Source organism: Citrobacter sp. JUb117 (genome assembly GCF_024809055.1).
GTDB lineage: Bacteria > Pseudomonadota > Gammaproteobacteria > Enterobacterales > Enterobacteriaceae > Citrobacter > Citrobacter gillenii.
Window position 1 is genome coordinate 15744 of record NZ_JANUFB010000011.1, and the last position, 15595, is coordinate 31338.

A 15595-nucleotide genomic window follows, 5' to 3' on the forward strand; every position below is an offset into this window, starting at 1 on the left:
CGTCGCGACGCTTCAGATCTCCTTAAGATTTAGCCGCTACTCTTGGCGACACGATTAATGACAGGCTCACACTATGCAATCCTTACAACTCCAGACTAAACCCCCGTTTAGCTGGAAAGCCCTAGGTTGGGCACTTCTCTATTTTTGGTTTTTTTCTTCATTACTGCAGGCCATTATCTATTTTAGCGGTTATAGCGGATCGACCGGATTACGTGACTCATTATTATTTAGTTCGCTATGGTTGATCCCGGTATTCTTATTCCCTAATCGTATCCGTATTATTGCCGCCGTCATTGGCGTCGTGCTGTGGGCCGCGTCGCTCGCCGCACTGAGTTATTACGTCATTTACGGGCAGGAGTTCTCACAGAGCGTGCTGTACGTGATGTTTGAGACTAATGCCAACGAAGCCAGCGAATACTTAAGTCAGTATTTCAGCCTTAAAATTGTCTTCATCGCGCTGGCCTATACCGCCGTAGCGATTCTGCTGTGGACGCGCCTGCGCCCGGTTCATATTCCCTCCCCCTGGCGTTATCTGGTGTCGTTTGCGCTGTTATACGGCTTGATTCTGCACCCGATGACCGTCAATACATTTATTAAGCATAAACCTTTCGAGCAAACGCTGAACGGTCTTGCTGCTCGTATGGAGCCCGCCGCACCGTGGCAGTTTATTTCTGGCTATTATCAGTATCGTCAACAACTAACCTCATTGAACAGTCTGCTGAATGAGAACAATGCGCTACCGCCACTGGCGCATTTTAAAGACAACTCTGGCGATGCTCCGCGCACGCTGGTGCTGGTGATTGGTGAGTCAACTCAGCGTGGGCGCATGAGCCTGTACGGCTATCCGCGTAAAACCACGCCGGAACTGGACGCACTGCACAAATCCGATCCTAATCTGACCGTATTCAATAATGTTGTGACCTCTCGTCCTTACACTATTGAAATCCTGCAGCAGGCGCTGACCTTTGCTAACGAGAAGAACCCGGATTTATATCTGACACAGCCGTCGCTGATGAACATGATGAAGCAGGCGGGGTATAAGACCTTCTGGATCACTAACCAGCAAACCATGACCGCCCGTAACACCATGCTGACCGTATTTTCCAAGCAGACGGATAAGCAGTTCTATATGAACCAGCAGCGAACGCAAAGTGCGCGCGAATATGACAGCAACGTGCTGGCACCGTTTAAAGAAGTGCTGGCCGATCCGGCGCCGAAAAAATTCATCATCGTTCATCTGCTGGGAACACATATTAAGTACAAATTCCGCTATCCGGATGGTCAGGGGAAATTCGACAACAATATCGACCACGTTCCTGCAGGCCTGAGCAACGATGAGCTGGAAGCCTATAACGATTACGACAGCGCTAATGTGTATAACGACCACATCATTGCCAGCCTGATTAACGACTACAAAGCCACCGATCCGAACGGCTTCCTGCTCTACTTCTCCGACCATGGCGAAGAGGTGTATGACACGCCGCCGCATAAAACGCAGGGGCGTAATGAAGACAACCCAACGCGTCATATGTACACGGTGCCGTTCCTGCTATGGACGTCTGAAAAATGGCAGGCTGCACACCCGCGTGACTTCTCACAAGATGTCGATCGTAAGTACAGCAGCTCTGAACTTATTCATACCTGGTCTGATTTAGCGGGCTTTACCTACGATGGATTCGACCCGACACGTGCCATTACCAACCCGCAGTTCAAAGAGACAACCCGCTGGATTGGTAATCCGTACAAGAAAAACGCCCTGATTGATTACGATACTCTGCCTTACGGCGATCAAATCGGTAATCAATAACAGGCTGCCGGATACGCTACGCTTATCCGACCTACAGCTCGCAATGACTTGTAGGCCGGATAAGGCATTAGCCGCCATCCGGCAATAATCACTTGAGGGCGGTTGCTTTCAACGTTACTGTGGCCCTGTCTGTTGCCAGCAAGGGATTCACATGTATCACGACGTCAGCCACCTTCTCTCCCGCCTGATTAACGGTCCCCTCCCGCTGCGGCAGGTGTGTTTCGCCAGCACCAACGGTTCAATGCCGGAATTAGCCTATCAGGTTGATTTTCCCCGTCTGGAAATTGTACTGGAAGGCGAGTTTGCTGATGTCAGCATCGGAAACAAACTTACCTCTGGTGATGTGCTGTACGTCCCGGCAGGTGGTTGGAATCTCCCGCAGTGGCACACGCCGGTCACCACGCTCAGCATCCTGTTCGGCAAACAGCAGTTAGGTTTCAGCATCGTTCAGTGGGATGGAAAACAATGTCAAAACCTCGCCAAACAACACGTTGCGCGGCGCGGACCGCGTATTGGCTCCTTCCTGCTGCAAACGCTACATGAGATGCAGATGCAGCCACAGGAGCAACAAACGGCCAGGCTGATCGTCGCCAGTCTGTTAAGCCACTGTCGCGATCTGCTGGGCAGCCAGATCCAGACCGCATCACGTAGTCAGGCGCTTTTCGACGCTATTCGCGACTATATCGACGAACGCTACGCCTCGCCGCTGACCCGCGAATCCGTCGCCCAGGCATTCTACATTTCACCGAATTACCTCTCACACCTGTTTCAGAAAACCGGGGCGATTGGTTTTAACGAGTATCTGAACCATACGCGACTGGAACACGCTAAGGCGCTGCTGAAGGGTTACGACCTGAAGGTGAAAGAAGTGGCACACTCCTGTGGATTTGTCGACAGTAACTACTTCTGTCGCCTGTTTCGTAAGAATACAGAGCGTTCTCCGTCAGAGTATCGTCGGCAATATCACAGCCAGTTAACGGAAAAAGAGGCACATCGGCAGTGAAGCCGTTGCGTAGCGACACAGACTGAGCACAAATCCATCATTTACTGGATTTTTGTAATATTCAAGAACCCTCAAAACTCTCTATACCCCAGAATAAACCCATAGCTAATTAACATGTGATGTATCTCTCACTTTGACAGACACATTACATTTATCCAGTTTTTGGCAGATTTGTCAGATAGCGCACGACTGTAAAACGCTCTTATCCTGTACGCAGAACAGCATTCCGGCAACGGGCGGCTAACCGAATATTAAGAGGGTGTTTTGTATGGAACTGTACCTGGATACCGCCAACGTGGCGGAAGTTGAACGTCTGGCACGCATCTTCCCGATTGCTGGCGTCACTACCAACCCAAGCATCGTGGCGGCAAGTAAAGAGTCCATCTGGGATGTACTGCCGCGTCTGCAAAAGGCAATAGGCAAAGACGGCATTCTGTTCGCGCAGACCATGAGCCGTGATGCGCAGGGGATGGTGGAAGAAGCTAAGCGCCTGAGCCTCGCCGTACCAGGTATCGTCGTTAAAATCCCGGTCACCGCCGAAGGTCTGGCGGCCATCAAGCAACTGAAAAAAGAAGGTATTACCACCTTAGGCACCGCCGTGTACAGCGCAGCGCAAGGACTGCTGGCCGCGCTGGCGGGAGCAAAATATGTCGCCCCTTATGTGAACCGTGTTGACGCCCAGGGCGGAGACGGTATCCGCACGGTACAGGAACTGCAAACATTGCTGGAGCTGCATGCGCCAAGCAGCATTGTGCTGGCAGCCAGCTTTAAAACGCCACGCCAGGCGCTGGATTGCTTACTGGCAGGATGTGAAGCAATCACCCTGCCATTAGATGTAGCGCAAAAAATGCTCAATACCCCTGCGGTAGAGTCTGCAATAGAGAAGTTTGAGCAGGACTGGAACAACGCATTTGGTCGGATCACTCTTTAAGGAGATAACGTATGGATCGCATTATTCAATCACCGGGTAAATACATCCAGGGTGCCGATGTTATTACTCGTCTTGGCAGTTACCTCAAACCACTGGCGGAACGCTGGCTGGTTGTTGGAGACAAATTTGTCTTAGGCTTTGCCCAACCCGCCCTGGAAAAAAGCTTCCAGGATGCCGGTCTGGCGCTGGAAATCGCCCCGTTTGGCGGCGAATGTTCACAAAACGAAATCGATCGCCTGCGCGGCGTCGCGGAACAAGCGCAGTGTGGCGCGGTATTAGGCATTGGTGGCGGTAAAACGCTGGATACCGCCAAAGCACTGGCCCACTTTATGGGCGTGCCGGTTGCCATTGCACCGACCATTGCCTCAACCGATGCCCCCTGCAGCGCGCTGTCGGTAATTTACACCGATGCAGGTGAGTTCGATCGCTATCTGCTGCTGCCGAACAACCCGGACCGGGTCATTGTGGATTCCAAAATTGTCGCGGGGGCACCGGCTCGTTTACTTGCCGCCGGCATTGGCGATGCGCTGGCAACCTGGTTTGAAGCCCGCGCCTGTTCACGCAGCGGCGCCACCACCATGGCCGGTGGTCAGTGTACTCAGGCGGCACTGGCGCTAGCCGAGCTGTGCTACAACACGCTGATCGAAGAAGGCGAAAAAGCGATGCTGGCCGCCGAGCAGCACGTGGTGACCCCAGCACTGGAGCGCGTGATTGAAGCCAACACCTACCTGAGCGGCGTCGGTTTTGAAAGCGGTGGGCTGGCCGCAGCACATGCTATTCACAACGGCCTGACGGCCATCCCGGATGCACATCACTATTATCACGGTGAAAAAGTGGCATTCGGTACGTTAACGCAGTTAGTACTGGAAAATGCGCCGGTAGAAGAAATTGAAACCGTGGCGGCACTGTGCCACTCCGTTGGTCTGCCAATCACCCTTGCCCAACTGGATATCAAGCAGGATATTCCGGCCAAAATGCGCATCGTGGCCGAAGCAGCCTGTGCCGAAGGCGAAACCATTCACAACATGCCTGGCGGAGCCACGCCGGATCAGGTTTACGCCGCGCTGCTGGTGGCAGATCAGTACGGTCAGCGATTCCTGCAAGAGTGGGAATAAGCACGGTTTGACCGGATGGCGGCTTCGCCCTATCCGGCCAACAAAATCCACATGCCTAACGGCCAATAAAAATCCCCGCAATTGCGGGGATTTTCTGTATGCCATCCGGCCTCTTGCTTTACAGCAGGTCGAAACGGTCCAGATTCATCACTTTCACCCATGCCGCGACAAAGTCTTTCACAAACTTCTCGTGGGCATCGCTGCAGGCATACACTTCAGCCACAGCACGCAGGACCGAGTTAGAACCAAACACCAGGTCAGCGCGGGTTGCCGTGTACTTCACTTCGCCGCTCAGACGGTCGCGACCTTCAAACAGCTCCTGTGACGCATCAACCGCCTTCCACTCATGACGCATATCCAGCAGATTGACAAAGAAGTCAGTGCTGAGCACGCCTGGGCGATCGGTAAAGACGCCATGCTGGCTACCATCGAAGTTTGTTCCCAGCACACGCATACCGCCCACCAGCACGGTCATTTCCGGCGGGGTTAACGTCAGTTGCTGCGCTTTATCGATCAGCAGCGACTCGGTGGTCGAAACCTCAGGACGGGAACGATAATTACGGAAACCATCGGCAATCGGCTTGAGCAGTTCAAACATCTCAATATCAGTCTGATCCTGACGCGCATCCACACGACCCGGCGCAAAAGGTACATTGATACTGACACCTGCCGCGCTTGCCGCCTTCTCTACACCAACGACGCCTGCCAGCACGATGATATCGGCTAACGAGGCGGTATGCGCCGATTTATAAATACCTTCCAGCACCGGCAGAACACGGGCTGCCGTCGCATTCACATCCCAGCCGCGTTGCGGATTCAGCGCCAGACGCGCCCCGTTAGCCCCGCCGCGTTTATCGCCCCCGCGGAACGTTGACGCAGAAGCCCATGCCACCGACACCAACTCGCCCACGGAAAGCCCGGAAGCCGCAATGGTCGCCTTCAGGTTAAGGATATCTTCTTCGCTTGGGTTGAAGAACGCGTGCGGCAGCGGATCCTGCCAAATCAGATCTTCCTGCGGGACTTCTGGTCCAATGTAACGTGATTTTGGCCCCATATCCCGGTGCGTCAGCTTAAACCACGCGCGAGCAAAGGCTTCGTTAAACGCCTGCGGATCGTTGAGGAAACGACGGGAGATCTTCTCGAATTCCGGATCAAAACGCAGCGTCAGATCGGTAACCAGCATCGTCGGCTTACGTTTTTTCGACGGATCAAACGGATCCGGAATAATTTCAGGGGCATCGACCGCTTCAAACTGGATAGCACCGGCCGGGCTGCGGGTCTGTACCCATTCGTATTTGAACAGGTTCTCGAAGAAATAGTTGCTCCACTGGGTCGGCGTTTGCGTCCAGACCACTTCCAGACCGGAGGTGATGTTGTCTGCACCCACACCGCTGCCGTAGCTGCTGGCCCAACCTAAGCCCTGGGCCTCAATCGGTGCCGATTCTGGATCGGGGCCGACGTGCGATGCAGGACCTGCACCGTGGGTTTTACCCAACGTATGACCACCGCCAATCAGCGCCACGGTTTCTTCGTCATTCATCCCCATGTTGCCGAAGGTGGCACGAATCGCTGCTGCCGCGGAAAGCGGTTCGCCGCTGTGATCCGGCCCTTCCGGGTTCACGTAGATAAGTCCCATCTCAGTTGCACCCAGCGGGGCTTTCGCCAGCTCTTCCGGATGGCGGTGCGTCAACCAGGCTTTTTCGTCACCCCAGTTCACATCAAGATCCGGTTCCCATACGTCTTCACGACCGGCACCAAAGCCAAAGGTACGGAAGCCGGAGTTCTCCAGCGCCACGTTACCCGCGAGGATAAACAGGTCGGCCCAGGAAATTTTCTGACCATACTTTTGCTTAACAGGCCACAACAAACGACGGGCTTTATCCAGGCTCACGTTGTCCGGCCAGGAGTTCAGTGGTGCAAAACGCTGCTGTCCGCGACCTGCGCCACCGCGTCCATCAATGGAGCGATAGGTCCCTGCGCCGTGCCATGCCATACGGATAAACAAACCGGCATACGTGCCCCAGTCAGCGGGCCACCACGGTTGAGATTCGGACAGGAGGGCTCTGAGATCCCCTTTCAGGGCAGAATAGTCGAGTTTGCTAAATTCTTTGCGGTAATTGAAATCTTCACCCAATGGGTTCGAACGGTTGGAGTGTTGGTTCAAAAGGTCTACGCGGAGTTGATTCGGCCACCAGTCGCGGTTATTTCTTCCTGCTCCCGCGCTGGGATCGTGACCGCCTTGATGGAAAGGACACTTACCGGCAGTTGATGCGTTTTGGCTATCGTCGGACATGCTCATCTATATGCTCCCTTTACAGTGTTCTAGCTACGATATACACCACCAGAGATAAGATATAGTCGAAAAAACCCACAGATTCGATAGCTAAATCCTTTTATATTTTTAGTTACAGAGATGTAGATCAAAATGATCAACAAAAAGCCCTCCGTAGAGGGCTGATGTTACAATTAAGCAGGCCTGACGCCCAGCGTATGGCATATCGCGTAGCTCATCTCGGCGCGATTGAGCGTATAGAAATGGAAATCTTTCACCCCTTCACGGCTTAAAATCTTCACCATGTCCATGGCAATGTTAGCGCCCACCAGCTTGCGGGTTTCCGCATCATCATCCAGACCGTCAAACATCGTCGACATCCAGGAAGGGATGCGCACGTTGGTCATGTCAGCGAATTTTTTCGCCTGCTTAAAATTAGAGACCGGCAGGATACCCGGGATAATTTCCACATCGATACCTGCGGTTACGCAGCGGTCACGAAAACGCAGATAGCTTTCCACGTCGAAGAAAAACTGGGTGATCGCGCGATTCGCTCCGGCGTCGACCTTACGCTTCAGGTTGAGCAGATCGGCCTGGGCGCTTTTCGCTTCCGGGTGGACTTCCGGATAGGCCGCAACAGAGATATCAAAGTCTGCCACTTCTTTGAGTAACCCAACCAGATCGGCGGCGTACATATCCGGTTTGCCGCTGCCTGGCGGCAGGTCGCCGCGCAGGGCCACAATATGACGAATCCCGTTGTTCCAGTAATCCTGAGCGATAGTTCGCAGCTCGTCGCGAGTAGCATCAATACAGGTCAGGTGCGGGGCGGCTTCAAGACCGGTGCGATCCTTAATCCCCTTAATGATGCTGTGCGTGCGGTCACGCTCACCGGAGTTTGCGCCGTAGGTCACGGAGACAAACTTGGGCTTCAGACTGCTCAGGCGATCGATTGAGTTCCACAGTGTTTGCTCCATTTCACTGGTGCGCGGCGGGAAAAACTCAAACGAAACGTTAATCTGACCCTGGACTTCAGCCAGGCTCTGATTCAGGGCTTCCCGCTGGTTGGCGTGAAAAAAGCTCATACCTTACCTCATCAATCTTTTGTCGTTATATGTTGTGTTGTGAACTGCTATACGTTTAGACGTCTAGATGTAAAAATGACGGAAAAGCGCCGTAACGTCAACATAAAAATCATCGTGAAAGGTGAGGAATACTCAGTGAAGATGAAAATAATTCACTTTAGCGTGCAGAAAGGAAGGACGCCGAGAGTAATGAAGGAAGCCATTGCAGGCGAGATTCTTGTTCAGGCGGTAATATCAGTCCGACAGTGATGCACAATTCCGTGTCGCATAGCGGACGAAAAACCACTCCCTGCCGCTGGATAGCTGCAAACGATGCCGGAAACAGGCTCACCCCCTCGCCACGCGCAATACGCGCGAGCAGAACATCATGCTCCAGCGGCTCTTCAATACAGACAGGCGAGCGGGATCACGGTGAGTCCAATAGCCTCCAGCGGCAGCGCCACACTAGCCGCGTCCAGTTTTCCACGCCGCACCTGGCGCGTTAGGTAACGCCACACCGCAGCTAAAGGTGCACATTGCCGCCGCACTGCACGTGGGGTTAACGCAGGAGGAGATTACTGAAGTGATTATGCAGATGGCGGTATACGCAGGCTTTCCCGCTGCGCTGAACGGGCTGTTCGCCGCAAAAGAGGTGTTTGCGAAACAGTAAAGATGCCGGATGGCGATGCTTGCGCATCTTATCCGGCCTACACGGCATTACCCTTACTACGTAGGCCGGATAAGCGTAGCGCCATCCGGCAACACACAACACACCCTACAGCAACTGCGCCAGACGATTAATATCCGACTGAATCGCCCCGGCGGTCACATCACGACCCGCCCCCGGCCCACGGATCACCAGCGGGTTATCGCGGTACCAGCGGCTTTCGATGGCGAACACGTTATCGCACGGCAGCAGCGCCGCCAGCGGGTGCTCAGGACGGACCGCTTCCACCCCCACACGCGCTTTGCCGTTGGCATCGAAACGTGCCACGTAGCGCAGTACCAGCCCCATTTCACGGGCGGCCTCCAGCCGCTGAACCATCTGCTCATTCAGCTCATCGCCATTTTCAAAGAAATGGTCAATAGAGCCTTCTTCACAGTGCGCAGGTACCAGTGACTCCACGCGAACCTGGTCCGGCTCGATGTCGTAGCCCGCTTCACGCGCCAGGATCACCAGCTTGCGCATCACATCTTTACCAGAAAGGTCAACGCGCGGGTCTGGCTCGGTCAGCCCCTGCTGCCACGCCTGATCCACCAGATCGGTAAACGGAACAGAACCGTCAAATTGCAGGAACAGCCACGACAGCGTGCCGGAGAAGATCCCGCTGATCGACAAAATGGTGTCTCCGCTGTCAATCAGATCCCGTACGGTATGATTGATCGGCAATCCGGCACCGACAGTGGCGTTATACAGCCAGTGACGACCGGTTTTCTCAAAGGCGTCGTGGATTTGGCGATACTTATTACTCGTGCTTGCGCCAGCCAGTTTATTGGCGCTAATCACGTGAAAACCGTGGCTGGCGAAATCCAGATACTGATCCGCCAGTTGTTCACTGGCGGTGACATCCAGCACGACTAAATCGTCATACGGGTGCGCGCGCATCCACAGGAACAAGGATTCTTCATCCTGCTCTACCGCTTCATCATCAAAGAAGGCTAACGCGCGGCTGGCGTCCAGTCCTTCGTAATTCAGCAGGCTACGGCGGCTATCCACCACGCCTGCCAGCACGAATTCAAAACCGGTACGCGCAGACAGCGTGCTCTGCTCACGGGCAAACAGCTCCAGCCAGCGAGAACCGATATTCCCCTTGCCAAACAGCACCAGGCCGATGCGTTTTTCAGCGCGGAAAATTGACTGGTGCAGACCCTGGATCAGGCTTTCGGTCGGGCCAGTACGCAGCACGGCAACCAGGCTGATACCCTCTTCTGACTGCCAGGTAAACTCAACCGGCTGGCCCTTCAGTTGTTGCCAGAAACGGTGGCAGTGCAGCGGGTTACGCGTCACCCCAGCACCCACCATCGCCACCAACGCCAGGCCTTGACGCAAACGCAGCTCGCCCGGCAGGCCTGCTTCATCAAGAATTTTCAGCGCGCCGTCAGCGACTTCAGAGGTGTAGCAAAATTGCAGTAGTTGGCGATCAGGATGCACACCCACCGCCAGCGGACGCACCTGTGCACGTTTTAAAATCTGGTCGATATCTTTGTAAGCCAGCTTAAAGTCCTGACCTGTGGGCACCTGGAACTCAATCAGGCAAACGTCGTCATGGCTGGTGACAATACGCGCCCCGGTACCGGAAGCCAGCACGCGTTCAATGCGCGTCGATCCTTGCTCCGGCGTATAGCTACAGCGCAACTGGAGATCAATATCGCTGCCGGAAACCGGCTGTAAGGTACGGGCATGGAGAACCGGTGCCGCCAGACGCGCCAGTTCGCTGGCTTCATCAAGGCGCAGCAACGGCAGCAAACACGCATCTTTTACTTTGCGCGGATCCGCGCTGTACACCCCGGCGACATCGCTCCAGATAGTCACGCGGGAAACACCCGCCAGTGCGCCAACCTGGGTCGCAGAGTAGTCAGAACCGTTACGCCCCAACAGCACCGTTTCGCCCGCATTACTGCGGCTGATAAATCCGGTCACCACCAGGCGTTTCCCCGGATGCTGCGCCAACAGCTGTTGCAGTAAGGGATACGAAAGGCCTTCATCCACCTGCGGTTGAGCGCCGCGTTCCGCGCGCAAAAACTCGCGCGCATCCAGCCAGGCAGATTCCAGACCCTGCTGGTTAAGTACGGCAGACATCAGACGCGCTGACCACACTTCACCATGTCCGACTACTTCAGCGTAAACCGTATCGTTGACGCCGCCGTCGAGTAAACCGGCCAGACGCTCCAGATCGTGAATAAACTCGCCAATCAGCCCATCGGCCACGTCTGGTGGTAACAGACCGCTAATAAGCTCGCTCTGATAGCGGCGTAACGCCTGCTGAACCTGATGCGCAGAAAGGCGATCGGTCTGGCTTAACTTCAGCCAGCTAATCAACTGGTTAGTGGTACTGCCCGCCGCGGAAACAACCATCATGTCGTCAGGCTGCGAGTACTCAGCCATAATGCCTGCGACACGTAAATAACATTTCACGTCAGCCAGACTACTACCACCAAATTTGTGCAGTTGACGACCCTTCGCCCCTGCCTGCGCAATCACACTCATGTTTACCCCTTGTTTGCAGCCCGGAAGCCATTTTCCAGGTCGGCAATTAAATCTTCGCCATCTTCAATACCGGTGGAGATACGCAGCAGCGTCTCAGAAATGCCGGCAGCAGCACGCGCTTCTGGTGCCATCCCCGCGTGGGTCATGGTCGCGGCATGGGAGATCAGGCTTTCGACGCCCCCCAGTGATTCTGCCAGCGTAAACAATGATAACCCGCCAAGGAAGTCGCGCAGCGTTTGCTCATCACCATCCAGTTCAAAACTCAACATCGCGCCAAAGCCTTTTTGCTGACGCGCGGCAATTTCATGCCCCTGATTATCCGGCAGTGACGGGTGATACAGTTTTTTCACCAGCGGCTGGGTTTGCAAATAGTCGACAATCGCCTGGGCGTTGCGTTGTGCCACCTCCATACGAGGTGACAGCGTACGCAGGCCGCGCAACAGCAGATAACTATCAAATGCGCCGCCGGTGACGCCAATATTATTCGCCCACCATGCCAGCTCAGTGACCAGTTCTGGATCTTTTGCAATCACCACGCCAGCCACGACATCTGAGTGACCATTTAAATATTTCGTGCATGAATGCAACACCAGATCGGCGCCCAATGCCAGTGGATTTTGCAGTGCCGGGCTTAAAAACGTGTTATCAACGACGCTTACCGCGCCAGCCTCACGCGCCAACTGGCAGATTTTCGCAATATCGACCACGCGTAACAGCGGATTACTTGGGCTTTCTACCAGCACCAACGTCGGTTTCTCCGCCAACGCGGCCTTCAGCGCGGCTTCATTGCCTTGATCGACAAACAGCACGCGATAACACCCACGCTTCGCCAGACTGTCAAACAGGCGATAGCTGCCGCCGTAACAGTCGTGCGGCGCCACCAGCAGGTCGCCCGGCTTTAGGAACACCGTAGTTACCAGATGAATTGCCGACATACCGGTACTGGTCAGCACCGCGCCCGCACCGCCTTCCAGCTCCGCCAGCGCACGCTGGACAACATCACGCGTCGGGTTACCGCGACGTGAATAGTCATGGGCCCGAGGCTCGTTGAATCCGGTAAAATTATAGGTGCTTGAAAGGTGAATCGGCGGGACAACGCAACCGTACTGCTCGTCGTCATTTAATCCGCTACGCACTGCGATGGTGGCCTGTTTACGCGTCATATTGAGGAGTTCCTGGCTGAGCCGGTGAATAGTCAGACCCCAGAGTAATCATTGTTACAATAGCCGTCAATACATCTGGACATCTAAACTTCTTTGCGTATAGATTGAGCAAATTCAAAATAGCCGTTAAAATTATATGCATTAGCGTACATCTGCGTCGGCTAACTTCGTGTCAGGGCCGCGCCACTACGATAAACTACGCACAGTTATGGTCCGGGCTCAGGTTCTGGCCTCAAATTTAATGACAAAGAGGATTAAGTATCTCATGGCTGAATGGAGCGGCGAATATATCAGCCCATACGCTGAGCACGGTAAGAAGAGTGAGCAAGTCAAAAAGATTACGGTTTCCATTCCTCTGAAGGTGTTAAAGATCCTTACCGATGAACGCACGCGTCGTCAGGTGAACAACCTGCGCCACGCCACCAACAGCGAACTGCTGTGTGAAGCGTTTCTGCATGCCTTTACCGGACAACCGTTACCCAACGATGACGATCTGCGCAAAGAGCGCAGTGATGAAATCCCGGAAGAAGCCAAGGTAATTATGCGTGAACTGGGGATCAACCCGGAGACGTGGGAGTACTAACTAGTTAAAACGGCGGCTGACGTTGCAAAAGATGAGAAGACGCGGGACTGCTCCCGCCTCTTCTCATCCTGTTTCTCCTAACGCATAACGCGCGATACAGAGCCTCATACCTTCACAAGGTTACTTACTAATACCATTAAGCTTATTCAATGTTTCTTCCATTTTGAGCGTTTCTTTACGGTTCAACGGATAGAAATAAATCAGCACGACCGCCGCCAAAAACAGGCATAAAGCCGGCAAGAGATTCGCCATCGTATAAATATTTTCCTGCACAATGCTGGTTTGCACAGCACCGCCCGTTGATGACGATTGATAACCAATGATCGCCAGCATAAAGCCGCCAATGGCCCCTGCGCACGCCTGACCCACCTTGCGGGCAAAGAAGTTCACGCCATAAACGGTACCATCCTCACGATCGCCGGTGACATACTGGTGGTAGTCGCAAACATCGGTCATGAACGCCCAAATCATCAGGTTGAATAACCCCGCCCCCAGCGTCGCCAGGAACAGGAAAACCAAATAGACTTTCGCGTCGGTGATATGGGTAAAGTACATGATCACGTACATGACCACCGAAAAGAGCAGCGCACCTACGCTGGCTTCTTTCTTACCAAATCGCTTCGTGAGCCAGGATGCCGAGGGTGGCAGCAAAATCAAGGAACCAAAGGTAAACAGTAACGCGACAGACATCGCCTCTTTATTGTGGAAATAGTCATTAAACAGATAGGTCATATTGGTGCCGGAAAGCCCCTGATTAATCACGATCAGCAGATCCACAACAACTAAAACAATCAATGCTTTATTGCGTATCAACCCTTTCAGAAGCACCGACACGGGCATGCTATCTTTTCTTTCCACCCGCACGCGTTCCGTCGTTAAATGGCAGGTCAGCGTTAAAAAGATAAAGCCCAGTATTGCGCAACCAATGGCGATCCAGAAGAAGTGCTGCCCGGAAATCACCTGGCTTCCATCCACCAGAGTGGTGTACATCAGGATAGGAATAAAAAAGCCGGTTGCCCCGCCGCCGATTGCGGACCCAACGCTGCGGTAGGTTGAAAGCGATACGCGATCTTCCGGATTAGAGCTAATCGCCGCAGACATGGCACCATAAGGAATACTCACAGTCGATAGCAGTGAGCCGTAAATGAAATAGGAGACGCAGATGTAGATAATTTTCGCCGTATAAGAAAAGTCTTGTACAAACGGCAGAAACAGGACGACCGCAATGATACAGAATGGATACTTCATGCGGCGTACCCAAGGGTTAAAACGCCCGTACGCCGTCAGTTTAGACGTATCACATAAGCGCCCTACGCCAACATCGACAAACGCATCAAAGAGTTTGGTCACAAAATAAAGTGAGCCAACAATAACGCCAGAAACACCGAGTACGTTGGTGTAATAAATCATTAAAAAGCTATTCACTAACCCAAGAATAAAACAGGTTCCCAGGTCACCACATAAATAACCAATTTTATCTCTGAATCCGAAAGGTCTGACGGCAATACTGCTATTGCTTCTAATCATAGTTCCATCATTGGACATGATGTCAACTCCTTAGATACACTATTCACGCAAATTATGCTTATATCCCGATACTCAGCGTAATAAACCGATGAGAAGAGTATTAGCGATCAGAAGTTATAACCGAGACCGACACGATAACGGGTCTGACGATCGTCTGTCGTTGTTGTGTTATAACCTGATGAAACATTACCGATTTCAACAAAAGGAACCCAGGAACCTATGTTATAAGCAACCCGGAAGTTATACTCATAATCTTCGCTTTTGTTGTTATATAAATCTTCACTATCGGCAATTTTATAAATGCCGTTCAGTTCAAACATCCAGTTATTGATGTTATAACCAACCCAGGCTTCAGGGCGATAAACCATACGGTCATCTTTACCCTCCGTGTTTCTACGCATGTACTCTTGACGATAGCGGAACGCGGTCCACCAGTTGTCATTGATGTTATACTGCACGCGAATATAAGGCTTATAAATCGTGATGTTATCGCCAGTCTCGATTGCAATACCCGGCTGCCAGGTAAGCCCCTGCGAAGTAAATTGATAGCTTGCTGTATACTCGTTGCCGTTACTTTCCATATTGTTCCACGCATCATTCGATTGCGAGTCATCGGAACGTGAGATAGCTTCGACTGCCACACCAAAACCGGTAGCAAAACGGTGAGACATATAAACACGGTCATAGTTACGGCCATCGTCATAATATTCATGGCGGTAATCAACATAGCCTGCGTGTGCAGCTGCAGAGAATAATGGAATAAGTAATAATGCGGAGTTTAATTTCATAAACGTCCCTTCCCATAAACAATTAAGGAATGAATCCATATGACCTCCCTAAAAAGGATAATCAAATTGGATCTATGAATAATTTTATATTTCCCAAAAATTGTATTTAAGCTGGAGGGACAAAACCTTTTAAATTT

At 52.8% G+C, this 15595-nt stretch carries 11 protein-coding genes and 2 pseudogenes; 6 read left to right on the plus strand and 7 right to left on the minus strand.

All coding sequences use genetic code 11. The features are described from left to right. Positions 1–73: 73 nt before the first annotated feature. The 4 genes from M2374_RS20170 to gldA all read left to right on the plus strand — a co-directional run bounded on the left by M2374_RS20170 (position 74) and on the right by gldA (position 4856). Positions 74–1807 carry a phosphoethanolamine transferase CptA gene (locus M2374_RS20170; protein ID WP_137400463.1) on the plus strand — a complete coding sequence of 578 codons (1734 nt, stop codon included), beginning with the start codon at positions 74–76 and terminating at the stop codon, positions 1805–1807. Positions 1808–1958: 151 nt separating this feature from the next. Continuing rightward, a complete protein-coding gene (locus tag M2374_RS20175; protein ID WP_135912757.1) occupies positions 1959–2810 on the plus strand; it encodes a helix-turn-helix transcriptional regulator in 852 nt (283 codons plus the stop codon). Between the two features lie 268 nt (positions 2811–3078). Then, on the plus strand, positions 3079–3741 hold the full coding sequence (gene fsa, locus M2374_RS20180; protein ID WP_181688581.1) for a fructose-6-phosphate aldolase: 663 nt from the start codon (positions 3079–3081) through the stop codon (positions 3739–3741). An 11-nt stretch (positions 3742–3752) separates the two neighbouring features. Beyond that, on the plus strand, positions 3753–4856 hold the full coding sequence (gene gldA, locus M2374_RS20185; protein WP_181688582.1) for a bifunctional L-1,2-propanediol dehydrogenase/glycerol dehydrogenase: 1104 nt from the start codon (positions 3753–3755) through the stop codon (positions 4854–4856). A gap of 118 nt (positions 4857–4974) precedes the next feature. Here the strand turns inward: gldA and katG are convergent, their stop codons facing one another. The 3 genes and pseudogenes from katG to M2374_RS20200 form a co-directional block, all read right to left on the minus strand. Next, entirely contained in the window at positions 4975–7155 is a 2181-nt protein-coding gene (gene katG / locus M2374_RS20190) for a catalase/peroxidase HPI (RefSeq protein ID WP_117343664.1), read from the minus strand. A gap of 167 nt (positions 7156–7322) precedes the next feature. Continuing rightward, positions 7323–8210: a methylenetetrahydrofolate reductase gene (metF, locus tag M2374_RS20195; RefSeq protein ID WP_137362861.1), complete on the minus strand. Its 888-nt coding sequence runs from the start codon at positions 8208–8210 to the stop codon at positions 7323–7325. 157 nt (positions 8211–8367) lie between these two features. Next, positions 8368–8610 (minus strand): annotated as a pseudogene (locus M2374_RS20200) (LysR family transcriptional regulator); the annotation flags it as partial. Between the two features lie 66 nt (positions 8611–8676). Between M2374_RS20200 and M2374_RS20205 the strand changes: the two are divergent. Then, positions 8677–8859 (plus strand): annotated as a pseudogene (locus tag M2374_RS20205) (carboxymuconolactone decarboxylase family protein); the annotation flags it as partial. 105 nt (positions 8860–8964) lie between these two features. Here the strand turns inward: M2374_RS20205 and metL are convergent. Both metL and metB read right to left on the minus strand, forming a co-directional pair. Next, positions 8965–11397 (minus strand): bifunctional aspartate kinase/homoserine dehydrogenase II, encoded by a 2433-nt coding sequence (metL, locus tag M2374_RS20210; protein WP_115259753.1) that lies wholly within the window; start codon positions 11395–11397, stop codon positions 8965–8967. A 2-nt stretch (positions 11398–11399) separates the two neighbouring features. Then, the gene (gene metB, locus M2374_RS20215; protein WP_096758808.1) at positions 11400–12560 is read right to left on the minus strand and encodes a cystathionine gamma-synthase; all 1161 of its coding nucleotides are present in this window, start codon (positions 12558–12560) and stop codon (positions 11400–11402) included. Positions 12561–12825: 265 nt separating this feature from the next. Here metB and metJ point away from each other — a divergent pair, with 265 nt between their 5' ends. After that, positions 12826–13143 (plus strand): met regulon transcriptional regulator MetJ, encoded by a 318-nt coding sequence (gene metJ, locus M2374_RS20220; RefSeq protein ID WP_003825168.1) that lies wholly within the window; start codon positions 12826–12828, stop codon positions 13141–13143. Positions 13144–13263: 120 nt separating this feature from the next. Here metJ and M2374_RS20225 read toward each other — a convergent pair whose 3' ends face one another. Together M2374_RS20225 and M2374_RS20230 are read right to left on the minus strand one after the other, a co-directional pair. Next, positions 13264–14688, minus strand: coding sequence for an MFS transporter (locus tag M2374_RS20225; RefSeq protein ID WP_181688583.1), 1425 nt, complete (start codon positions 14686–14688; stop codon positions 13264–13266). An 89-nt stretch (positions 14689–14777) separates the two neighbouring features. Then, a complete protein-coding gene (locus M2374_RS20230; protein ID WP_096758810.1) occupies positions 14778–15458 on the minus strand; it encodes an oligogalacturonate-specific porin KdgM family protein in 681 nt (226 codons plus the stop codon). Between the last annotated feature and the right edge of the window lie 137 nt (positions 15459–15595).